Genomic DNA, 22,257 nt, shown 5'->3' with positions numbered 1-22,257 from the left:
TTGCTGCAAGTACGGTGTGTTCCAAACACCGTTGAGCTCTGCCCGTGCCTTGCATCCTTGGCAAGCCCCCATGCCTGCCGGGAATACGGAAGCCTACTTCACCAACCTCAAATCCGGCGACAGCATTGAAACCCCGTTTGTGTTGAAGTTCGGTTTGTCAGGCGGGTGGGGTCTCGCTCCGATTTCCAAACCCATAGGGGGCAAAAGTGGCCATCACCATCTGCTGGTGAACCGTGACTTGCCACTGGATTTCAAGGCAGCATTGCCTTTCAACGAGCAATACATCCATTTCGGCAAAGGGCAGATGGAAACCGTGCTCACCCTGGAGCCGGGGACGTACACGCTGCGGATGCTCTTGGCTGATAACAAGCACCTGCCTCATTTTGTGTACAGCAAGCCGATGAAGGTCACGATCACCAAAAAGAGTACCGTAGACCCGAAGTCTTTGGTTCAGCCAGGTCTGTCCTTGATGCTGGCCGGGGCTGAGCAAAAAGGCCCATTCCGTGTGCAATTCCATGCATCGGGCCTGAATGTTGCGCATGTGGCGCAACAGGAAAAAGGCACGGGGCATTTCAAACTCACAGTCACCAGCAAGTCGGGAGCTGTGGCAGAAATGGAGTTTGCGGAGGGCCAAACCGAAACCTGGTTGGCCCCTCCGCCCGGGGATTACGCGCTCAAGCTGGATTTTGTCGACAACCTGAATCCCAAACAAGTATTGACAGGGTCAGTCGCGACCACGGTCAAAGTACTGCCTTAGCCTGCCAGTGCTGCCTTGACTGCGGCTGACACGGCGCCCATTTCGGCTTTGCCAGCCAACTTGGTTTTGACCACGCCCATCACCTTGCCCATGTCGCCGGGGCCGGAGGCTCCCAGTTCGGCTACGATGGCCTTGACTTCGGCCAGGACCTCATCGGCGCTCATGCGCTGGGGCAGGTAAGTTTGCAGGACCTTCATTTCGGCTTCTTCCTTGTCCGCCAGATCCGCACGCTCTGCTTTTTTGAAGGCTTCGATGCTGTCTTTGCGCTGCTTGATCAGCTTGTCGACGATGGCCACCACCATGGCGTCGTCCAGCACCACGCGCTCATCCACCTCTTTCTGTTTCATCGCCGACAGCAGCAGGCGGATGGTGCCCAGGCGCTCGCTGTCTTTGGCGCGCATGGCAGTTTTCATGTCTTCGGTGATCTGGTCTTTGAGGGACATAGCGTTGCTTCCTGAGAGTGGAACAAAAGTGTGGGGTCAAAATGAAAAAAGCCCGCCGGAGCGTCCCCAGGCGAGCTTGTGTGGGCTGGGTGGCTCGTGAGAGCGACCGTGCCGCGAAGCTTAGTACAGCTTCTTAGGGAGTTGCATGCTGCGGATGCGCTTGTAGTTGCGCTTCACAGCAGCTGCCTTCTTGCGCTTGCGCTCGGCAGTGGGCTTCTCGTAGAACTCGCGTGCACGCAGGTCAGTCAGCAAGCCCAACTTTTCTATGGTGCGCTTGAAGCGACGCAGTGCTACGTCAAAGGGTTCGTTTTCTTTTACACGGATCGTTGTCATTACGTAATGAATTCCAAAATATGCCGGCGGATTGCTTGGGGGAAGATCGGGCCCCACATGCCTCGCTCGGCGGTTTCCCCGTCTTTAACTAGTATTGGCCGACGGGGGTTCTGCCAGAATAGCCCGCGATTATAGCGTCTTCAGGCGGCCTGCCAAGCCGTGAGCGCACGCAAATGCACTTGCCCAAGCCCATTGGAAGTTGTATCCGCCCAGCCAGCCCGTTACATCCGTAACTTCACCTATAAAGAAAAGGCCGGGCTGTTTGCTTTCCATGGTCTGGCTGGAGAGCACTTTGGTGTCCACGCCGCCGGCCGTGACCTCAGCCTTTCGATAGCCCTCGGTGCCGGTGGGCGTAAGTTCCCAGCGGGAAAGACGCTCGGCCAATGCGTTCAGCGCTTTGTCGCTGGCTTCATTCACGGGGCGCTGCCAGTCGTGGCCCCAGGCCTGGCCCTGGCTGACCCAGGTGTCAGCCAATCGGCTAGGGACGATGCCCGCCAGTTCATTGGCAATGCGTTTGCGGGAGGTGCCTTTGGCCTCCATCAAATGGTGCGCCAAGTTCACAGTGGGTGCCAAATTGAGGCGGATGGGGGTACCCTCTGCCCAGTAGCTGGAAATCTGCAGGACGCCAGGGCCAGACAGACCGCGGTGGGTAAACAGCAAGTCTTCACGGAATGACATGCTGTTTTTCTTGGCTCCCGTGGCAATTTCGACCGGTAGTGACAGGCCGGAAAGTTCCGCGAACGGCGCCCACGCCGCCTCGTCAAAAGTCAGCGGTACCAGCGCGGGGCGGGGCGTGACCACAGGCAAGTCGAATTGCTTGGCGACGCGGTACCCGAAGTCTGTGGCGCCGATTTTGGGAATGGATAAACCACCCGTGGCAATCACCACGGCTGCACAATGGATGGTGCCGCGATCACTATCAATTTCATAGCTGCTCGCGCTCATTCCATGAGTGCTGGAGTCTGAAAAGCGTATGGCTTTGACGGCGCAGGGCTGCCAGCGCTCCACGCCACCTGCCGCGCATTCGGCGAGCAGCATGGCAATCAGGTCTTCGGCGGAGCGGTCGCAAAACAGCTGGCCTTTGTGCTTCTCGTGGAACGCGATGCCGTGCTTTTTGACCAAAGCAACAAAGTCCGCCGGTGTGTAGCGCGACAGGGCAGACTTGGCAAAGCGTGGGTTCTCGCTGATGAAATTGGCCGCGCTCACATCGAGGTTGGTGAAGTTGCTGCGTCCCCCGCCGGAGATCCGGATTTTTTCGGCCACTTTTTCGCTGTGGTCCAGCACCAGCACCTTCAGGCCCAACTGGCCGGCGATCCCGGCACAAAACAAGCCGGCAGCCCCGGCACCTACGATGACCACGTCAAAACTATGCATAGGCGCGCAGTGTAGGCGACGGTGACGTTCACCAAGTAGCCAGGGGGCTGGCTCCGCAGACTGGCGCGATTTGGTGAGCGCAGCGAGGTTGAGCGCCAAGCTGTGGGGCCAGTCGCACCGAGTTCTCTCTGGAGACGGGGAGAGGGCTCAGACCGCCTGGGCCTGCAGCCCGGGGCTCATACTCGCTGCGCTCATCAAATCGCCCCAAACTGCAGGCCCAGACGTTCTGCGCCCTCATTGGGAAATTACGCGTGCTGCTTGCGATCTGACAGATGCATGGCCTTCTTCGTCAGCCTGTCAATCTCGGCGCTGATGCCTGAGAGCACATTGGCCACCACGGCAAACTCCCGCCCATGGTCGCCGGCCCGCGCCGCGATGACCTGGGCATTGAAGCTCACTATTTTGGCTTCGCGCGCAATGGTGTGGATGTCCGAGACGATGGTGCCCAATTCCTTGAACAGACGGTCGGATTTGGCTTTGGCAATGGCGTCAAACGTGCTGGTGGCCTTGTTGAGCGCTCCCAGTACTTCATCGGTGGAGCCTACGATGTCGCTCAGCAGCGATTGCACCTGGCCACCACGTTCTATGGTCTCCAGGGCTTTACGCATCCGGTCCATGAATGTTTCTATGGTCACGCCGATTCCCTGTGGTCCTTCATACACAGCCCGCAGTTGGCGTGCGCTGACCTCGTCGTAGTGAGTCAGGGTCGTGAGCAGCTGGGCCTCGCTGTCACAAAACAGTTGAAGGGTTTTGCGGGCGGCTTCAAGATGCTTGCTGTCACCGGCTGCAGCCAACAGGGTTTGCATGACCACCCGTTGGGACAACATGCGCTGACGTGCTGCAAGGTTGAGGTCGGACAAGGGTGCCGGTGCGGTGATCGTGCTGACGGATATCGGACTGATCCCTGTGCGACCAGGGATGACGGCAACAGAAGGTGGCATGGTGCAACTCCGGCATGGTGGCGATGCGCCGACTGCCGCAAGTTGCATGCCGCGTTCAGCGCATTTGAAGTGCGCCCGGGGTGTCGTTCTGGTCTGCAGCGGCCAGCATGCCGCTCATCACATCGCCCACCACGATCACACTGGGGCTAGCAAGTCCTTCGCGGATGATGGTGGCTTGCAGTTCGCCCAGCGTGCATACGGCGTGGCGTTGCAGGGGCAGGCTGGCGTTCTGAATCACAGCGACCGGAGTGTCAGCTCCCAAGCCTTGCAGCAAGCCGGTTTGGATCTCTGAGGCGCCGCTCACGCCCATGTAGACCACCAGCGTGAGCTTCGCCTGGCGCGCGGCTTTGGCAAGGGCAGGCCAGTCGGTGCCGCTGTCGCCGGGCTTGGCATGGCCGGTCACAAACACCACGCCGTGGGCATGCTCGCGGTGGGTCAGGGGCACGTTCAGGGATGTGACCGCAGCCAGCCCGGCGGTGATGCCGTTGATCACCGACACGCGGATGCCGGCTTCTTCGAGGTGTTCCACCTCTTCGCCGCCACGGCCGAAGATGAAGGGATCGCCGCCCTTGAGGCGCACCACGTTTTCGCCTTCCTGGGCGGCGGTGATCATGAGGCGCTCAATGAAAGACTGGGGGGTGGATTTGCAGCCGCCGCGCTTGCCCACATGGACGATGCGGGCCGCCGGGTTGGCATGGGCCACGATAGCGTCGTTTACCAAGTCGTCCACAAGCAGCACGGTGGCTTGCTGAATGGCTTTCAGGGCTTTGAGCGTGAGCAACTCCGGGTCGCCCGGGCCCGCGCCCACCAAGGTGACGTGGCCGGAAGCCGGGGTGTGGAGACGGTTTTTCATAGTGCGCGGTGCAAATTTCGGTGCAGTTGCAGGATGTGTGCCACCTGCTCGGCAATCGGTGCCGGAACGGGGCTGTGGCCCTGCAACACGGATTGAATGTAGGCGGCGGTGCTCGCAGCATCTATGGCTGTGGGCAGCTCAGGCAGCGTGGTCAATGAACCAGCCTGGTAAGCCTGCAGGTCCGTCGCTTGGCCCGCCACAAAAGCTTGCATCTTGGGGGTGCGGCGGGCGTCGGCCACAGCCTCGCCCTCCGTGCCGCGGATCAGCAGGGCGTGGGCCTGCACCAAGGCAAAGGTGTCTGCCATGGACACTGCGTATTCGGGGTGGGTGTAGCTGCTCACCAGCAGGGCAGGGCCGTCCACCGGGTTCATGAGCTTGACCAAGCTGTGCGCCGAGTTGCGCAGGTTCACCACGCGGCGCACATCCAGCAGGCGCTGCAGGCCGGGCAGCAGTGTACCGGTAGGCACAAACGCCACGCTGCCGGTTGCTATCCTTTCAGTAGCTGCCTGCGCATGTATTCCGAGAGCTGCGAGCACTTCTGACACAAAAACACGCTTGTCTTCGGTGGCGGTGCCGTGGATCAGAACGGGCAGGCCTTCGCGGGCCAGCAACAGGGCCAACAGCGGCGTCAGCAGGGGCAGCTTGCGCGCACCGTTGTAACTGGGGATGACGACCACCGGTAAATCGCTGGCGGGCAGCAGGGCCATGCGGCTGCGCACAGCGTCCAGAAACCCGGCCATCTCACTGGCGGTTTCCCCCTTGATGCGCATGGCCAGACAAAAAGCGCCTACCTCCAGGTCGGTGACCGTGCCGTCCAGCACTTGGCCTAGCAGGTCAGCTGCCTGCTCGCGGTTGAGCGCGCGTGCGCCGTCTTTGCCGCGACCGATTTCCTTGATGTAGTTGCCAATAGCCATCTGCTGATTGTCGGTGAAGCCTGATAACTTTCGGCTATGTCCTTATGCCTAGGCGTGGGGCTCAACTACCGGGGTGGCCCTGACCATGCGTTGCAGTTGTGGAATGCAGGAGCCACAGTTGGTGCCGCATTGCAGTGCTTTTTGCAGTTGACCCAAGCGCTCGGGGTCACTGCCGTTGCAGCGGGAGAGCGTGTCGCTGATGGCAATGTCACTCACGTTGAAGCAGGTGCAGACGGTTTTGCCTTTGCTGAGCACGGGCAGGGGTGGTTGGGCGCCGCCGGCCAATAGGGCGCGGCCGTAGTTCTGGGCGGGTTGCTCTTCGCGCAGCAGGGCAGCCATCCAGTCGCGGGCTTGGGTATCGCCACTGAGCAAAAAGCCCTCCAGTGTGGCATTCACGGTGCTGCGCTGCAGACGCACCACACGGCGCTGGCCCCGCTTGGGGTCGGCATAGCGCACGGCGTCTTGCCCGTGCAGGTCCAACAGTGCCTCGATCTGCGCCAGCAGCGCCTCATCCGGCGGGGCACTGCCCGCCGCGCGGAACATGACCCCGGTGCGCCCGGCTTGACCTAGAGCTGCATCGTTGCCGAACAGTACGCAGCTGGCGAACTCAAAGCGCGCCATCAAGGCCTGCAGTTCGGTGCGGCGCGCCAGCACCTTGTCGGAGGGCAACCAGGCCAAGGCTGCCAGGCCCCAGGGCATGTCGGTTTTGAGCACTTTGACGGCCGCGTGTTTGAGCTCGGGTTGTTTGGAGTCGGGGCAGAACACGGGGCTGGTCAACACGTTCACGCCGCCCAAGCGCTCGCCAGTGTTGCTCTGGCCGCTCAAAAATTCATCGCCCCAGTGCATGGGCAGAAACACCTGGTTCAGGCCCACTTCGGTGCTGGCCTGTACCGGCGCGAGGATGGAGCCGCGCTTGCTGGTGATGTGCACCAGATCGCCCTCGGAAATCAAGCGCCGCGCCATGTCTTGCGGGTGCACGTGCAAGGCAGGCTCGCGCACATGACCGAACAAGCGGCCCAAGGTGCCGGTGCGGCTCATGCCGTGCCACTGGTCACGCAGGCGGCCGGTGGTCAGGGCAAAGGGGTAGCGGGCTTCGCGTTGTTCTGCCACCGGGGTGTAGGGCGCGGCCACAAAGCGGGCACGGCCGGTGGGCGTCGGGAATACGCCGTCCTCATACAAGCGCACTTTGCCGCTGCTGGCGCCTTCAGGCATGGGCCATTGCAGCGGAGTTGCCTCCAGCTGCGCGTAGCTCATGCCGGTGATGTCCAGGTCCCGGCCCCGGGTGCTTTCGCGGTGCTCGTTCCATACCGACTCTGGCGTGGGGTAAGGGAACAGGGTTGGCGAGGCGGGAGTGCGGCCTATTGCGGACTCCAAGCGCTGCCCAAAGTCCACAGCAATCGCCCAGTCGTGGCGCGGGCCCTTGCCTTGCAGGCCGGGTGCCGCGACTGCGGCGCGCACTCGGGAGATGCGCCGCTCGCTGTTGGTGACCGTGCCTTCTTTCTCGCCCCAAGTGGTGGCTGGCAGCAGCAGGTCGGCGTAGCGGGCGGTGGCGGTGGTGGCAAAGGCTTCTTGCAGGACCACGAACTCGGCGCGCTCCAGGGCGCGGCGCACGGTGGCCTGGTCGGGCAGGCTCTGAGCCGGGTTCGTGCAGGCAATCCAGAGGGCCTTGATCTCGCCATCGGCCGCGGCTTGGAACATCTCGATCGCGGTTTTGCCGGGTTTCTCGGGCACGGTGGGCACACCCCAAAGCGCGGCCACTTCCGCGCGGTGGGCAGGGTTGGCCAGGTCGCGGTGGGCGGAGAGCAGGTTGGCCAGACCACCCACTTCGCGTCCGCCCATGGCATTGGGTTGGCCCGTCAGGCTGAAGGGGCCTGCGCCCGGCTTGCCGATCTGGCCGGTAGCCAGGTGCAGGTTGATGAGGGCGGTGTTTTTGGCGGTGCCCGCGCTGGACTGGTTCAGTCCCATGCAATACAGGCTGAGGGTGGCACTGGACTGCGCAAACAGGCGCGTGGCCTCCATCAGCTCAGCCTTGCGGATGCCGCAGACCGCAGCCACCGCGTCAGGCGTGCAGTCGCGCACCAAGGCTTTGAGCGCGTCAAAGCCTTCAGTGTGGGCGGCCATATAGGCCGCGTCCGTCCAGCCTTCCCACAGCATGAGGTGCAGCATGCCGTTGAACAGCATCACATCGGTGCCGGGCTGGATTTGCAGGAACAGGTCCGCGGCCTCGGCCGTGTCGGTGCGGCGCACATCCACCACCAGGATATTCAGCTCGGGGTTGGCCGCCTTGGCGTCTTCGATCCTGCGGAACAGGATGGGGTGGGCATATGCGGCGTTAGAGCCGGCGATGAACAGCGTGCTGGCCAGCCCGAGGTCTTCGTAGCTGGCAGGCGGGGAGTCGGCACCCAGTGTTTTCTTGTAGCCCGCCACTGCGCTGCTCATGCACAGGCGGGAGTTGGTGTCGATGTTGTTGGTGCCTATCAGCCCTTTGGCCAGTTTGTTGAAGACGTAGTAGTCCTCGGTAAGCAACTGGCCGCTCACGTAAAAGCCCACGGCGTCCGGCCCGTGGTCGCGGATCACTTGGGCAAACTTCGTGGTGGCGGTGTGCAGAGCGCTGTCCCATGTCACCGGCTCAGGCGCGGCACCGCGTTGCAGGCGCTGCAGGGGCTGCAGCAGGCGGGTTTGCAGGGTGACTTCGGCGGTGGCCGTCAGGTGCAGGGTGCTGCCTTTGGAGCACAGCCGGCCGAAGTTGGCCGGATGCTGCGGATCGCCCTTGACGCCGGTGATCTGGTTCCCCGTGCTCTGGATGATGACGCCACAGCCCACACCGCAGTAGGGGCAGGTGGAACGGGTTTCTTTCACTTGCATGTGCCCCTACGGAGGTTTTTTCCATTGCTCGCAAAGCGATCCGCTGCGACAGGAGCGAGATCGCAGTATGGGCAGGTGGAGCGGGTTTCCTTGAACATGACCATCAGCAATCAGGCCGCGGTGGTGGAGCGTTTCTTCGGTCCGGCGATGGGGCGCACCAGATCGGTGGCGTGACTTTGCAGCTCAGCGGCATCCAGGTACACCACGCCATCCTCCAGCTTGACGCTGAATTTGGGGGTGCAGCCCTCATCGGGCGCGCTGGCCTGGCCGTCGCACAGGCCTATGGTCCAGTTGTGCAGGGGGCAGGCCACGCTGGTGCCGAACACAATGCCTTGCGACAGAGGGCCGCCCTTGTGCGGGCAGCGGTCCAGCAGGGCAAACACTTCGTCCTGGCTGTTGCGGAAAACGGCCACATCCAGTCCGGTGGCACGCTCCACGCGGCGGGAGCCCAGCACGGGGATGTCTTCAAGGGTGCAGATGCGGGTCCATTCGGTCATGTCGGTCTTCCGGTTTGCTATGGTTTCAGTAGCTGCTCGCGCATATTCAATGTGCGCTACAGCATGAATTTGTATGGAATCAAGCCTTGACAGCGGCGTACAGACCGGTCACCCGGTCCATCACGCTGAGCAGGTTCTCGCTGGCCAGAAACACGTCGGCCATGGGGCGGGGGCGTTGGGCGCCTTCCTGCAGGTTGTTTAGCGCGCTGTCAAAAAACACCCATTGCGCATCGGCCAAAGCCAGCTCGTTTTTGATGCGCTCGGTGGCTTCCGGTGCATTCTTCAGCAACACCATGGCAGCGGTGAATTCACCTCGCGCTTTGTTGATTTCCAGGCCCGCGGTAGCGGCATCTACCGGTAAGGTGGTGGCCAGGTAGTACTTGGCCATACGCTGGCTCAGCATGCGCTGACGCCCTGCGATGTTCACCAGTTTGCCGACCGGCTTGGCCAGCGCGGCTTCGTACTGTTGAGTGCCCTGGTGGGCCAGTGCGAGCACCTTGGCATCCTGCTGCAACAGGGCTGCTGCGGCCTCGCGGGATGGGGCTTTGCCAACCAACAGGGTTTTGTAGTCGCTCCAGGCGCTTTCCAGCTTGGTGTACGTGGCCAGCACCTCGGGGTTGGGTGCAAAGGCTTTGAGCTCCACCAATTGCCGGTCAAAGAGGGCAATGGACTTGTCCAGCACCATCTGGGCGCTGGTTTTCTCCACACTCAGCAGCAAGGCCAGCCAGGCCTTGCCCATGCGCTGGCTGAGCATGCGCTGGCGACCGGCTTTGTTGATGGCATCGCTCAGGTCTACGACTTGTGCGTGTGCAGCGGGCAGGGTCAGTGCCAAGGCGCCCGCAGCAGCGACGGTGATCAGATTTCGGCGTTGCATGTCGGTTCCTCCCATGCTCAGGCGACGGCCACAGGCGCGAACTGGCGGGTGTCCACCTGCGCGTCCTGGAAATCGAACCACGGGTCGGGCTCGCCATCCAGCGCGAACAGCAGCTCTTCGTTCAGGGCTTTGCGACCTTCGGCGTCTTCGAGGATGCGCTTCTTCACATAGTCCAGGCCTACCCGGCTCACAAAGTGCACCGTGCGCTCCAGGTACCAGCCCTCTTTGCGGTAGAGCTGCATGAAGGCGCCGGTGTACTCCAACACTTCTTCTGCGGTTTTGAGCTTCACAAAGAAGTGCGCCACTTCGGTTTTGATGCCGCCGTTGCCGGCGATGTACATCTCCCAGCCGCTGTCCACGCCGATGATGCCCACGTCCTTGATGCCGGCTTCGGCGCAATTGCGCGGGCAGTCGGACACGGCGTACTTCACCTTGTGCGGGGCATACATGCGCCAATGGGCGCGCTCCAGGTCTTTGCCCATCTGGGTGCTGTCCTGGGTGCCCATGCGGCACCACTCTGACCCGACGCAGGTCTTCACGGTGCGCAGGGCCTTGGCATAGGCGTGGCCGCTAGGCATGCCGATGTCTTTCCACACGGCTTGCAGGTCTTCTTTCTTGACGCCCAACAAGTCGATGCGCTGGCCACCGGTAACCTTGACGGTGGGGATCTTGAACTTGTCCACCGCGTCCGCAATGCGGCGCAGTTCGTCGGCCGTGGTCTCGCCGCCCCACATGCGCGGGATGACGGAGTAGGTGCCGTCCTTCTGGATGTTGGCGTGGCTGCGCTCGTTGATGAAACGGCTTTGCGGATCATCCTTGGCGAGCTTGGGCCAGCTGGAGATCAGGTAGTAGTTCAAGGCGGGGCGGCAGCTGGAGCAGCCGTTGGGCGTTTTCCAACCCATACCTTTTTGCACAGCGGCAATCGTGAGGTATTTTTCTTGGAAGATGGCATCGCGCACTTCCTGGTGGCTGTGGTCGGTGCAGCCGCACATGGCCTTCTTCTTGGGCGTGGCAGAGTAGTCGCCACCGGCGGTGAACATGATGATTTGCTCCACCAAGCCGGTGCAAGAGCCACAGGACGCGCTGGCCTTGGTGTGCTTTTTCACTTCATCCAGGGTGAACAGGCCTTTCTCTTTGATGGCCTTGCAGATCGTGCCCTTGGTGACGCCGTTGCATCCGCAGACCTCGTCGCTGTCGGCCATGGCGGCTGCTTTGTTTTGGCCCTGGTGTCCCACGTCGCCAATGTTCGCGCCACCCTCGCCGAACATCAGCTTGTCGCGGATGTCAGCCACGTTGCGGCCATCGCGCAGCAGCTTGAAGTACCAGCTACCGTCCACGGTGTCGCCGTACATGCAGGCGCCCACCAGCTTGTCGTCTTTAATGACCAGCTTTTTGTAGACGCCGCCGAAGGGGTCGCTCATCACGATCTCTTCAAACCCTTCGCCACCGGTGAAGTTGCCGGCAGAAAACAGGTCAATGCCGGTGACCTTGAGTTTGGTGGAGGTCAGCGAGCCCTGGTAGCGGCCGATGCCGTACTCGGCCAGATGGTTGGCCGCCACTTTGGCCTGCTCAAACAAGGGTGCTACCAGGCCATAAGCAATGCCGCGATGGGCAGCGCATTCACCCACGCTGTAGATGCGCGCGTCGGTCACAGTCTGCATGGTGTCGGTGACCACAATGCCGCGGTCCACATGCAGGCGCATGCTCTGCGCCAGCTCAGTGTTGGGGCGAATGCCCACTGCCATGACGACGAGGTCGGCAGGCACTTCCGTACCGTCTTTGAACTTGATGGCTTTGACGCGACCGTCTTCGCCACCCAACAGCTCCTGGGTTTGGGCCCCCATCAGGAACTTCAGGCCGCGCTCTTCCAGCGACTTTTGCAGCAGGCCACCGGCCACAGTGTCGAGCTGGCGTTCCATCAGGGTGGGCATCACGTGCACCACAGACACCTGCATGCCGCGCAGCATCAGGCCGTTGGCAGCTTCCAGGCCCAGCAGGCCACCGCCGATGACGACGGCGTGCTTGTATTTGGTGGCCGCTTCGATCATGGCGTTGGTGTCGGCAATGTCGCGGTAGGCGATCACACCTTGCAGTTCCCTGCCCGGCACGGGCAGTATGAAGGGGTTGGAGCCGGTGCAAATGAGCAAGCGGTCGTACTCGGCCTCGGTGCCGTCGGACGCTTTCACCACGCGATTAACGCGATCCACCTCGGTCACTTTTTTTCCGGCGTAGAGCGCGATGTGGTTCTCTGCGTACCACTCAAAAGAGTTGAGCACGATCTCGTCCAAGGTCTGCTCACCGGCCAACACGGGGCTCAGCAAAATGCGGTTGTAGTTGGGGTGCGGCTCGGCACCGAAGACCGTGATGTCATACAGGTCCGGTGCGACCTTGAGCAGCTCTTCAATGGTCCGCACACCGGCCATGCCGTTGCCGATCATGACCAGTTTTTGTTTTTGCTTGACTCTCATGTCCATGGTGCTCTCCAAACTGCGGCGACGGAAATCAGGCGTTTCAGGAAACCTTCACGGTCCGTAGAAGCCTGGTCGACGCGAACAAATCAAATGTGGCTGTTAGCCCCCCTTTCCGCCCCGGCGGGGGTGGAAAGGGGCTTGGGGATAAGGGGGGGAACCGCCTTAAGCGGCTTTCTCCACATGCCCCTGTCGGGTGTACAAAAAGTCAATCACCGCCTTCCGGTAGCCCAGGTACTCCGGACTGTCGGCCAGGGTCACACGGTTGCGGGGGCGGGGCAGGTCCACGCTCAGCACTTCGCCGATGGTGGCGGCCGGGCCGTTGGTCATCATCACGATCTTGTCGGACAGCAGCACGGCCTCGTCCACGTCGTGGGTCACCATAACCACCGTGCTCTCAGTGCGGGCCACGATCTCCAGCAGCTCGTCTTGCAGCTTGGCGCGGGTCAGCGCATCCAGCGCGCCGAAGGGCTCGTCCATCAACAAGACTTTGGGCTCCATGGCCAGCGCACGGGCAATGCCCACGCGCTGCTTCATGCCACCGCTGATTTCACCGGGGCGCTTTTGGGCGGCGGCGGTCAGGCCCACCAAGGCCAGTGCGGCATCGGTGCGGGCCTTGAGCTGGGCTTTGGTCTCTGCTGGCGCACCAGGGTTGCGGGTGCCGAACACGCGCTCCACGCCCAGATAAATGTTCTCGAAACAGGTCAGCCAGGGCAGCAGCGAGTGATTCTGAAACACCACGGCGCGCTCGGGGCCGGGGCCTGCAATTTCGCGGCTTGCGCAGATCAGCGAGCCCTGGGTGGGCATGGTCAGGCCGGCAATCAGGTTGAGCAGGGTGGACTTGCCGCACCCGCTGTGGCCGATGAGGGCCACAAATTCGCCCTTGGCCACGTTGAGGTTGATGTTGCGCAGCGCAGGGAACAGGCCCTTCTTGGTCTTGAAGGTCTGGTCCACGCCCTGGATTTCGATGTACTTCGTGTTCATGGATTCCATGCTCATGACTTCACCTCTTCAAATGTGAATGCAGTTGCCAACTTGATGAGCGCGTACTCGAGCAGCAGACCCACGATGCCGATCACGAAGATGGCGATGATGATGTTCTTGACGTTGAGGTTGTTCCACTCGTCCCAGACCCAGAAGCCGATGCCCACGCCACCGGTCAGCATCTCAGCGGCCACGATCACCAACCACGCAGTACCGACTGCAAGGCGCACGCCGGTCAGCATGTAGGGCAGCACGGAGGGAAAGAGGATTTTGGTGACGATCTTCCACTCGCTGAGGTTGAGCACGCGGGCCACGTTCATGTAGTCCTGCGGCACGCGCTGCACGCCCACTGCGGTGTTGATGATCATGGGCCAGATGGAGCAGATGAAAATGGTCCAAATGGCGGCCGGGTTGGCGCCCTTGAACACCAGCAAACCGATCGGCAGCCAGGCCAGCGGCGACACAGGTCGCAGCAGGCTGATGAGCGGGTTGAACATGCGGCTCAGGAACTCAAACCGACCGATCATGAAACCCACTGGAATGCCCACGACTGCCGCCAGGCCGAAGCCCATGGCCACGCGCTTGAGCGAGTACAGAATGTTCCAGCCCACACCCTGATCGTTGGGCCCTTTGCTGTAGAACGGGTCGCTAAAGATCACCACGGCCTGCTTCCAGGTCTCCAGTGGGCTCGGGATGGAACTGGCCGTCCCTATGCTCACCATCGCCCAGATGCCTATCAGCAATGCCAGCCCGAAGACAGGTGGCAAGACTTTCAGCAACAGGCCGCTCCAGTCGTAACCGGGGGGCGCTTGCTCTTGCCACGCCGGTTTTGCGGGTTGTGCTTCCTTCAGGCTTCCAGCGCTCGCGGAGTGTGCGGGAGCAGCTTCTATTTTGATAGCAGTGCCATCCGCGGCTGCTGCGATCGGTGAGTGGAATACGGCGCTGACCATGGGTGTTCCTTAGGCTTTGATTTTGAAACCGTCGGCGTATTTCTTGGGGTCTTTGCCGTCCCACACCATGCCGTCGATCAGCTTGCTGCTGCGCATGTCGCTCTTGGGCAGGGGTGTCTTGGTGGCGGTGGCAGCCTGCTTGTAGATCTCGATCTGGTTGATCTGTTTGGCCACGGCGAGGTAGTCAGGGTGGTCTTTGAGCAAGCCCCAACGCTTGTGCTGGGTCAGGAACCACATGCCATCCGACAGGTAGGGGAAGTTCACCGCGCCGTCGTTGTAGAACTTCATGAAGTTCGGGTCATCCCAGGTTTTTCCCAGACCGTTCTGGTAGCGGCCCAGGATGCGCTGGTTGATGGCGTCCACGCTGGTATTCACGTAGCTCTTGTCGGCAATGGTTTCGGCCATCTTGTTCTTGTTGGACAAGCCGGCGTCAATCCACTTGCTGGCTTCCAGAATGGCGGCGGTCACCGCGCGTGCGGTGTTGGGGTACTTCTTCACGAAGTCACCGGTGGTGCCCAGCACTTTTTCAGGATGGTCCTTCCAGATGTCCTGGGTGGTTTGTGCGGTGATGCCGATGCCGTCGATGATGGCGCGGTGGCCCCAGGGTTCGCCCACGCAGTAGCCGTCCATATTGCCCACACGCATGTTGGCCACCATCTGGGGGGGAGGCACGGTGATGGCCTTGGCATCTTGCAGCGGATTGATACCGTGGGTTGCCAACCAGTAGTACAGCCACATGGCATGGGTGCCTGTGGGGAAAGTTTGCGCAAAGGTGTATTCGCGCTTGTCGGTCTGCATCAGCTTGGCCAGGCTGGGGCCGTCGATCGCGCCCTTTTCAGCCAGCTTTTTGGACAGGGTGATCGCCTGGCCGTTGTGGTTCAAGGTGGCCAGCACAGCCATGTCTTTCTTGGGGCCGCCGATGCCGAGGTGCACGCCGTAGACCAGACCGTAGAGTACGTGGGCAAAGTCCAGCTCGCCGTTGACCAGCTTGTCGCGCACGCCGGCCCAGCTGGCTTCCTTGGTGGGGATGATCTTGACGCCGTATTTCTGGTCGATACCCAGGACGGAGGCCATCACCACGCTGGCGCAGTCGGTCAGCGGGATGAAGCCGATCTTGACTTCTGTTTTCTCAGGAGCGTCGGAACCTGCGGCATACACCGCAGCGCGCAGCGCAGGGTCAATGCCGATGGCGCCCACGGCAGCGGTTTGCAGAACAGCGCGGCGGCTGAGTTTGGCTTTCAGAAGATCCGTCATGTCAGTAGCTCCAGAAGGTTTAAACACACAAAACAAAGGCAGAAAACAAAAAAGGCGTCCACACGGGGTTCGACGCGCTGTGCGCAATCGAACCCGTGGGGACGCCTTTGTCCTTTTGCATTCACCCAGCCCGCCGTTGGACGGGGCGTTTGCATGACCGTTGCCGGTCTTGTCAGGACTAATGCAATGTCTGTGCCAGGTGCTTTGGGTGTCTGCCCTTACTTTTCTGAAGAGTTTGCAAATGCCTGTTTGCTATAAAAATATGAGCTGCTCGCGCAGCATTTTCGGGCGCAAAGGCCGCTTTTCGCGCAGTACTTCGATGTAATGGCCATCAAGCTGGATGCACGCACTGCTTGTGTGCAGTGCACCATTTCAGGCTGCAACAGGTGGTGCGGGCGCCGGATCGGGTTTGCGCACATGCCGGAACACCCGCCACAAAGTCAGGGTCAAGCCGATGTGCAGCAGGTCGCCCGGCTGGAGGGGCCCTGCGCTGGTTTTGCTTGCAAAGGCCAACAGAGTCAGCAGTAGCAAGAGGCCGGTCAAGGCCTGCGCCCCGGGCCCGCGCCGCAGGCCGTAAGCGATCCAGCCGATTGCAGCGGCTAGCGCGCACACCGACGTCCACAGTTTCCATTGGCCGACCAGCGCCACCAGGATGCACAGTACCGAGGCGATGACGACGGCAATCCAAGCGAAGCGGGCCTGCGCAGCCATTGCACTGCTGGGCTGGGTGCTGGCCCATGCCAGCAGTGGCAGGCCCACACCGGCACCCAGCATGGAAAAGAACTGGTGCCACGCCGGTAGCGGCAGCACGCCCGAGAAACGCAGGGCGCCCAGGGTGGCAGCGATGCCCAGCAAGGCACAAGCCAAGTGCAAGGCCGGCCTTTGGCGCCGGAACTGCCAGGCCATGGTCAATGCGGTGGCGGCCAGCAGGCCATCGAAAAGGGCTTGCAGGTTCATGCGGCGCTCCCGGTGTTGGTGGGCGCAGCGCGGGTGCCACCCAGTGCGGCAAGCTCCTGGTGGTGCTTGATCAGGCAGACGCAAGACAGGGCCAGCGCGACCAGTCCCGCAGTACGCGCTGCAGGGCCGGTGGCGTGAAACCACCAGCCACTGGCCAGTGCGCCATATAGGCCGGCGCAACGCAAGGTCTCCCACAGTATGGCGTTCGGCCGGCGTTCAAACACCATGCCCAAGCCCGCGGCGCTGAGTACGATCGCCGCGGTGTAGACCAGTCGCAAGCCCATGGGCAGCTGGGCGGCAGACAGCAGCAAGTCCAGCACTAGCGCCAGGATGGCGCCCGTTGCCACCACGCCATAGATCTGCTGCCAGCGGGACGCGGGCGTATCAAAGCGTGGCGCGTCCAAGGCTAAGCTTGGCTTGGCAGCCACACCTGCTGGGGCCCAGCCGGGCGGTGCAAACAGCACCATCAACTTGTTGCGCCACCCTGGCATGGCGCGGGCCTCCCGGTAGATGCTCGTAAAGTTCTTGAGGTTGCCCCACACGGGGCTCCAGCTGTTGAGCGGTGTGAGGACGCCGTAGACCACCGGCTGCCCGGCGCGCTCTTCGGCATAGGTGCCGAACAGGCGGTCCCAGACGATGAGCGTGCCGCCGTAGTTGCGGTCAATGCAATAGTCGTTACGGCCATGGTGCACCCGGTGGTTGGACGGGGTCACCAGCACTTTTTCGGCCCAGCCCAGGCTGCCGATCAGCTGGGTGTGCACCCAGAACTGGTAGAGCGCGCTCAACAGGGCGATCACGGCAAACACCGTCACCGGGATGCCCAGAATCGCCATGGGAAGGTAGAAGATCCAATAGAAAAATTGGTTGGTCCAGGACTGGCGGAAGGCCGTGGCGAGGTTGAAGTCCTCGCTGGAGTGGTGCACTACGTGGGAGGCCCACAGCAGATTGACCTCGTGGCCGCTTCGGTGGGCCCAGTAATAGAAGAAGTCATACAGAAAAAAGGCCAGCACCCACACGGCGGGGTTGCGGGTGTCCCAGGTGAAGGCGGCCACCTGGTCTACCAGCAGGGCATAGACCGCGATGGACATCAGCTTGGCCAGCGAACGTATGGTTTCGCTGATGAAACCGATGTTCAGACTGGTGACTGCGTCATGAAATCGGTATATGGGTTTGCCCCGCTTTCTGGCGAGCAGGATTTCGACCACCATCAGGCTCATGAAAAATGGAATCGCGTACAGGATGAGGTTCATGGGGGTGCTTTCGCAAAATCGGCCCGGAGCCGGATGGAAGTGCATTCTTCGCAATGCCCCGGTGCAGGACTGTCGGCTGGCCGACAAACCGGACAGGAGCGTCTTATGAAAAACCCTAGTGAGTTGCCCGATGTGCGCACCATTCTGCAGGCCACCGCGTTTGGTGTGGCCGGGGAGGCGGCGCTGGACGCGGCCTGCCGTCTGGCGCGTGTGGAGCATTTCAAGGTGGCCACCCTGCTGAGCGCGGCGGGCGAGCAGCCTGACTACCTGCGTTTGGTGGTGCGCGGCCACATCGAGGTGCTGGCCCGCAATTCGCGGGGAGACGAGTTTGCGGTGGGCTTCATCACCCCCGGCGGGTGGGCGACCTGGCTGGCCTGTTTCATGGAGCAGGCACCCGATAACGATTTCTACAGCAGTGCATCGGCCAGCTGCCTGGCGCTGCCCGTAGCCGGTGTGCGCGCCCTGTGTGCCGAGTTTCCGCAGATGTATCCCTTGATCATCCGCCAGATAGGCCGGCGCATGCGCCTGTTGATTGAATGGACAGGGCAGTCGGTCTTGGTGGAGCCGGTGCAGCGTCTGGCCAAGCTGCTGCATATTTTGGTGCGGGAGCAGCAGGTCACCGCCGGCAGTGTGACGCTGCACATCACACAGGCGCGCCTTGCGGGGCTGGCCCGCTGCTCGCGCCAGACGGCCAATGAACTGATAGGCGTGCTGGAAACCAAGGGGCTGGTGGTGTGCGCGTATAGCGCAGTCGAAATTCCCGATGTGGCGGCTCTGGCCGAGTTTGCCGACGCGGCGGTGGGTTAACCCAGCAAGTCCGCCACGTCGAGCATGCGCTGGGCGACTTCCACAATCTTCAGGTTCTTGTCCATCGCGGTCTTGCGCAGCTTGGCGTAGGCGGCCTCTTCGCTGAGCTGTTGGCGCTGCATCAGTAGGGTTTTGGCCCGGTCTATAACCTTGCGGTCCTGCAGGGCGGTGGAGAGTTCGTTCAGCTCATTGCGGGTGTCGGCCAGTTCGCGGCGCAAGGCCTGGTCCTGCTCAAAACGTGCCATGGCCACATCCAGAATCGGCCGGATTCGCTCGGCTTGCAGGCCAGCCACGATGTAGGCCGACACACCCGCCGCCACGGCTTCGCGGGCGGTACGGGTGTCGTGGTCGTTGGTGAACATCACGATAGGGCGGCGCTCATCGCGCGTGGCCATCACCACATGTTCCAGGGCGTCCCGCGCGTCGCTCTCCGCGTCCACGATGATCATGTCAGGCTGCAGCTGGGCAAGTCGCTCGGTCAAAAATACGTCAGCCGGCAGGGAGGCAATCAGGTTGAAGCCGCTCTCCAGCAGTCCGATGCGCAAACTGCGCGAACGTTCGGCCTGGTCCAGCGCGTGGGTGTCCTCCGGGTCTTCGACGACCAGGTCAGAGGTGATCACAACAATTCGCAGGGGCTCAGACATGGTTGACGCCCGTTGCAAGTTTCGCGCCAATGGCCAGCTTGGGTGAGGGTGTCATGCGCGCCAGTAGTGGTAGGTCCAGGCGGTAGATAAGCCGTGCTTGGCATACAAGGTGCGGGCCCCGGTGTTCTCTGCCTCGACTTGCAAGAACGTGTCTCGAATGCCCCGGCGTAGCCCTTCCTGCGCGAGTGCCGAGAGGATGGCGCAGGCCATGCCGCGCTGGCGACGCGCCAGCACCGTGCGCATGCCGTGGATCCCCATCCATCCCCGGCTGAAGCTGGCGGTGCCTGCGGCGCAGGCCTGGTCGCCTTCCAGCACGGTGGCGTACATCACGACCTTGCTGCGGCTCAGGGCTGCAATACGCGCTTCGCCATCCGCTGGGTCAAAGCCGGACGCGGTATAGACCGAACGCCACGCGGCATCCGGCTCGGTTCGCAGCACGACAGTGTGGCGGCAGCGCGCACCAGCCAAGGTGCCGGTTTTTCCTGTTTGGACGAGCGTGGGCTGTTGGGGGGTGTATCCCTGTTGGTGCAAGGCATCCAGCAAGGGCTGCAGCCCGGCCACGTCTGCCATGCGCCATGCCGGCTGCAGGCAGTGCAAGCGGTAGCGTTCTGCTATGTGGGCGATGTCGTCAGCTGACAGTCCCTCGTGGCGCAATGGGACGGCACTCTTGGCGCGGCCAATGGTGGTGGCATCAAAAGGCAGCAACCAGCCGGGCAGGGTGTCGTCCACCACCCGCGGGGCCACCGCATCCAGCGTGGCGCGTTCGATGCTCGCAATGTTGGTGGGGGAGAGCAGGACTGTCATGGGAGGATTGTGCCGCCTGAAAACCCCCATCCTCTACACTCGGCGCCTCTGAAGGAAACAAGCATGCTGGTGTTGGGGATCGAGTCGTCGTGTGATGAAACAGGTGTGGCTATGGTGCAGTCGCAGGGCGACGCGGTGCCCACGCTGTTGGCGCATGCCCTGCATAGCCAGATCGAGATGCACCAGGCCTTCGGCGGCGTGGTGCCCGAGCTGGCCAGCCGCGACCACATCCGTCGCGTGCTGCCCCTGACCCGCCAGGTGCTGAATGAGAGCGGTCGCAGTTTGCAAGAGGTGGATGTGGTGGCCTACACCCGTGGCCCCGGTCTGGCCGGCGCGTTGCTGGTGGGCGCCGGCGTGGCTTGTGCGCTGGGTGCTGCATTGGGCAAGCCTGTGCTGGGTGTCCACCATTTGGAAGGGCACTTGCTTTCGCCGTTTTTGAGTGAGGACCCGCCTGAATTTCCGTTTGTGGCCTTACTGGTCTCCGGTGGTCACACCCAATTGATGCGGGTCGATGGCGTCGGGCGTTACGAATTGCTGGGAGAAACCATCGACGACGCGGCAGGCGAGGCCTTTGACAAATCCGCCAAGCTGATGGGGCTGGCTTATCCCGGCGGGCCCTTGCTCTCCAAGCTCGCGGAGTCGGGCGACCCCAAGGCTTACGCGCTGCCGCGACCCTTGTTGCACAGTGGGAATCTGGATTTTTCTTTTGCCGGGCTCAAAACCGCCGTGCTGGTGCAGAGCCAGCGCATGGTGGCGGCTGGTGGTGTCACCAGCTTTCAGGCATTGCCTGCGCAACAGCAGGCAGATCTGGCGGCGTCTACCCAAGCAGCCATCGTCGAGGTTTTGCTGAAGAAGTCCGTCACCGCCCTGAAGCAGACCGGGCTCAAGCGCTTGGTGGTGGCAGGTGGTGTGGGGGCGAACCGCCAATTGCGCGAGCAGCTCAATGCCGAATGTGCCAAACGGGGCGTGCGGGTGCACTACCCCGAGCTGCATCTGTGCACCGACAACGGCGCCATGATTGCCATGGCGGCCGCCATGCGCCTGCAAAGCGGCTTGCAACAGGCTGTGACCGACTACGCTTTTGACGTGAAGCCTCGCTGGCCCCTGCATTCACTGTAAAAAGTGCTGCCAGCGCCCGTCCATGGTGCGCGAGCAGCTCCTTTTTTGATAGTGATTGCGTAGCCGTGTCGTGGATGCCCTTACTGGATGGTGAGCTCGGCGGAGGTGTCCACCGGCACTTTTTTGGCCAGTTTCAGGGTCAGTACGCCGTTTTCCAACTTGGCTTCGCTGAGGGCGCTGTCCACTTCCTGGGGGAATTCGTAAGCAGCGCGGTAGCGGCGGGGTGCATCGTCTTTGCTTTGGATGCGGACCACGGCGCCGTCGATGGCGATGCGCAAATGCTCCTTGGCGATGCCGGGAACATCCAGGCTCAGGGTGAAGCTGGTGTCATCCTGGGTGTAGGCGGTGCCGGACTGGCGGGCGGAGAGCATGGCGTCATTCAAAAAACGCTCTACGGTGCGTCCGCCATGGGCGTAAGCGGGGCGGCGAAGGGATGCTTGGAAGGCGGCGGGGGCGGTAGTGAAGAACATGTGGAATTCCTTAACGTGGGCGGCGCTCACCGTGATTGCCGCATGGACCCTAACTGCGATCCCCCAACTGCATTTCAAGCGAAAAATGGCAACTTTATTGTTGGCTAAGCCCTCTTGAAAAAACGCGCAGAGCCGTTATCTGGCGCGGGCTCCGGGAGGATTTGATCTTTGGCTCCTTCCCTGGTATTGGGTTGGGGTCGGGAAGCGCATTTCGCCAGCAGCCCGCTTCGGGATATAATCGACAGGCTTTGCATTGGGCAAGGCGCACGCCAAGAGCCGTTCCAGCACCTGGCGCAAGTCAAAACATCAATAGGAAAAACACATGATCGCTTCCAGCATCAAAGCTGCTGTTGTCAAAGACAACGCCCGTTCCGCCGGTGACACCGGTAGCCCAGAAGTGCAAGTTGCACTGCTGACAGCCCGTATCAACGAGCTGACTCCTCACTTCAAGACCCACGCCAAAGACCACCACGGTCGTCGCGGTTTGCTGCGTATGGTAAGCCGTCGCCGTAAGCTGTTGGACTACTTGAACTCCAAGGACCACGACCGCTATGTGGCCCTGATCGCGAAATTGGGTCTGCGCAAGTAAGCGACTGACTGAATGACGAACGCCTGAGTTAGGTCACTAGCTCAGGCGTTTTTTACTTCGGAGACTGCAAAAACAGAACGAAGCTGTGTCATTCCAAAGCCGTTGCTCCG

Annotated in this window: 22 protein-coding genes; 4 read left to right on the top strand and 18 right to left on the bottom strand. The window is 61.8% G+C overall.

All coding sequences use genetic code 11. The features are described from left to right. Nucleotides 1–16: 16 nt before the first annotated feature. Nucleotides 17–757: a DUF4399 domain-containing protein gene (locus AEP_RS06060; protein WP_232459945.1), complete on the top strand. Its 741-nt coding sequence runs from the start codon at nt 17–19 to the stop codon at nt 755–757. On the opposite strand, the gene AEP_RS06055 is transcribed toward AEP_RS06060, so the two are convergent. The 15 genes from AEP_RS06055 to AEP_RS05985 all read right to left on the bottom strand — a co-directional run bounded on the left by AEP_RS06055 (nt 754) and on the right by AEP_RS05985 (nt 17,714). After that, nucleotides 754–1,200 carry a GatB/YqeY domain-containing protein gene (locus AEP_RS06055; RefSeq protein ID WP_087494555.1) on the bottom strand — a complete coding sequence of 149 codons (447 nt, stop codon included), beginning with the start codon at nt 1,198–1,200 and terminating at the stop codon, nt 754–756. The two genes, AEP_RS06060 and AEP_RS06055, sit on opposite strands and share 4 nt — an antisense overlap. Before the next feature lie 120 nt (nt 1,201–1,320). After that, entirely contained in the window at nt 1,321–1,533 is a 213-nt protein-coding gene (rpsU, locus tag AEP_RS06050) for a 30S ribosomal protein S21 (RefSeq protein ID WP_006296472.1), read from the bottom strand. Nucleotides 1,534–1,662: 129 nt separating this feature from the next. Further along, nucleotides 1,663–2,907 (bottom strand): NAD(P)/FAD-dependent oxidoreductase, encoded by a 1,245-nt coding sequence (locus AEP_RS06045; RefSeq protein ID WP_087494554.1) that lies wholly within the window; start codon nt 2,905–2,907, stop codon nt 1,663–1,665. Between the two features lie 245 nt (nt 2,908–3,152). Continuing rightward, nucleotides 3,153–3,848 carry a methyl-accepting chemotaxis protein gene (locus AEP_RS06040; protein ID WP_087494553.1) on the bottom strand — a complete coding sequence of 232 codons (696 nt, stop codon included), beginning with the start codon at nt 3,846–3,848 and terminating at the stop codon, nt 3,153–3,155. Nucleotides 3,849–3,903: 55 nt separating this feature from the next. Continuing rightward, complete coding sequence (cobA, locus tag AEP_RS06035; RefSeq protein ID WP_087494552.1) at nt 3,904–4,701, bottom strand: uroporphyrinogen-III C-methyltransferase; 798 nt, start codon at nt 4,699–4,701, stop codon at nt 3,904–3,906. Further along, a complete protein-coding gene (gene ybiB, locus AEP_RS06030; protein WP_087494551.1) occupies nt 4,698–5,615 on the bottom strand; it encodes a DNA-binding protein YbiB in 918 nt (305 codons plus the stop codon). Before ybiB ends, cobA begins: the two co-directional genes overlap by 4 nt. A 48-nt stretch (nt 5,616–5,663) precedes the next feature. Further along, nucleotides 5,664–8,474 carry a nitrate reductase gene (locus tag AEP_RS06025; protein WP_087497208.1) on the bottom strand — a complete coding sequence of 937 codons (2,811 nt, stop codon included), beginning with the start codon at nt 8,472–8,474 and terminating at the stop codon, nt 5,664–5,666. Nucleotides 8,475–8,590: 116 nt separating this feature from the next. Next, the gene (nirD, locus tag AEP_RS06020; RefSeq protein ID WP_087494550.1) at nt 8,591–8,977 is read right to left on the bottom strand and encodes a nitrite reductase small subunit NirD; all 387 of its coding nucleotides are present in this window, start codon (nt 8,975–8,977) and stop codon (nt 8,591–8,593) included. Nucleotides 8,978–9,056: 79 nt separating this feature from the next. Continuing rightward, a complete protein-coding gene (locus AEP_RS06015; protein WP_087494549.1) occupies nt 9,057–9,851 on the bottom strand; it encodes a type IV pili methyl-accepting chemotaxis transducer N-terminal domain-containing protein in 795 nt (264 codons plus the stop codon). A 17-nt stretch (nt 9,852–9,868) separates the two neighbouring features. Then, entirely contained in the window at nt 9,869–12,325 is a 2,457-nt protein-coding gene (gene nirB / locus AEP_RS06010) for a nitrite reductase large subunit NirB (RefSeq protein ID WP_087494548.1), read from the bottom strand. Nucleotides 12,326–12,484: 159 nt separating this feature from the next. Beyond that, nucleotides 12,485–13,312 carry an ABC transporter ATP-binding protein gene (locus AEP_RS06005; RefSeq protein ID WP_442873363.1) on the bottom strand — a complete coding sequence of 276 codons (828 nt, stop codon included), beginning with the start codon at nt 13,310–13,312 and terminating at the stop codon, nt 12,485–12,487. Nucleotides 13,313–13,314: 2 nt separating this feature from the next. Beyond that, on the bottom strand, nt 13,315–14,253 hold the full coding sequence (gene ntrB, locus AEP_RS06000) for a nitrate ABC transporter permease (RefSeq protein ID WP_087494547.1): 939 nt from the start codon (nt 14,251–14,253) through the stop codon (nt 13,315–13,317). Between the two features lie 9 nt (nt 14,254–14,262). After that, nucleotides 14,263–15,507: a CmpA/NrtA family ABC transporter substrate-binding protein gene (locus tag AEP_RS05995; protein ID WP_087494546.1), complete on the bottom strand. Its 1,245-nt coding sequence runs from the start codon at nt 15,505–15,507 to the stop codon at nt 14,263–14,265. 372 nt (nt 15,508–15,879) lie between these two features. Then, nucleotides 15,880–16,464: a hypothetical protein gene (locus tag AEP_RS05990; RefSeq protein ID WP_087494545.1), complete on the bottom strand. Its 585-nt coding sequence runs from the start codon at nt 16,462–16,464 to the stop codon at nt 15,880–15,882. Next, the gene (locus AEP_RS05985; RefSeq protein WP_157673065.1) at nt 16,461–17,714 is read right to left on the bottom strand and encodes a sterol desaturase family protein; all 1,254 of its coding nucleotides are present in this window, start codon (nt 17,712–17,714) and stop codon (nt 16,461–16,463) included. The genes AEP_RS05990 and AEP_RS05985 overlap by 4 nt, the downstream gene beginning before the upstream one ends. A 105-nt stretch (nt 17,715–17,819) precedes the next feature. Here AEP_RS05985 and AEP_RS20630 point away from each other — a divergent pair, with 105 nt between their 5' ends. Next, nucleotides 17,820–18,521: a Crp/Fnr family transcriptional regulator gene (locus AEP_RS20630; RefSeq protein ID WP_157673064.1), complete on the top strand. Its 702-nt coding sequence runs from the start codon at nt 17,820–17,822 to the stop codon at nt 18,519–18,521. Here the strand turns inward: AEP_RS20630 and AEP_RS05980 are convergent. After that, nucleotides 18,518–19,165 (bottom strand): ANTAR domain-containing response regulator, encoded by a 648-nt coding sequence (locus tag AEP_RS05980; protein ID WP_087494543.1) that lies wholly within the window; start codon nt 19,163–19,165, stop codon nt 18,518–18,520. The two genes, AEP_RS20630 and AEP_RS05980, sit on opposite strands and share 4 nt — an antisense overlap. Nucleotides 19,166–19,216: 51 nt before the next feature. Continuing rightward, complete coding sequence (locus AEP_RS05975; RefSeq protein ID WP_087494542.1) at nt 19,217–19,969, bottom strand: GNAT family N-acetyltransferase; 753 nt, start codon at nt 19,967–19,969, stop codon at nt 19,217–19,219. A 63-nt stretch (nt 19,970–20,032) separates the two neighbouring features. Here AEP_RS05975 and tsaD point away from each other — a divergent pair, with 63 nt between their 5' ends. After that, nucleotides 20,033–21,088: a tRNA (adenosine(37)-N6)-threonylcarbamoyltransferase complex transferase subunit TsaD gene (tsaD, locus tag AEP_RS05970; protein WP_087494541.1), complete on the top strand. Its 1,056-nt coding sequence runs from the start codon at nt 20,033–20,035 to the stop codon at nt 21,086–21,088. 80 nt (nt 21,089–21,168) lie between these two features. Here tsaD and AEP_RS05965 read toward each other — a convergent pair whose 3' ends face one another. After that, nucleotides 21,169–21,558, bottom strand: a complete 390-nt coding sequence (locus AEP_RS05965; protein ID WP_087494540.1) for an Hsp20/alpha crystallin family protein — start codon at nt 21,556–21,558, stop codon at nt 21,169–21,171. A gap of 322 nt (nt 21,559–21,880) precedes the next feature. Here AEP_RS05965 and rpsO point away from each other — a divergent pair, with 322 nt between their 5' ends. Further along, nucleotides 21,881–22,147 (top strand): 30S ribosomal protein S15, encoded by a 267-nt coding sequence (gene rpsO, locus AEP_RS05960; RefSeq protein ID WP_087494539.1) that lies wholly within the window; start codon nt 21,881–21,883, stop codon nt 22,145–22,147. Nucleotides 22,148–22,257: the final 110 nt, after the last annotated feature.

The organism is Curvibacter sp. AEP1-3, from assembly GCF_002163715.1.
Classification (GTDB): domain Bacteria; phylum Pseudomonadota; class Gammaproteobacteria; order Burkholderiales; family Burkholderiaceae_C; genus Allorhodoferax.
The sequence above is the reverse complement of the archived record's forward strand: the minus strand, read 5'-3'. Positions and strand labels throughout refer to the sequence as shown.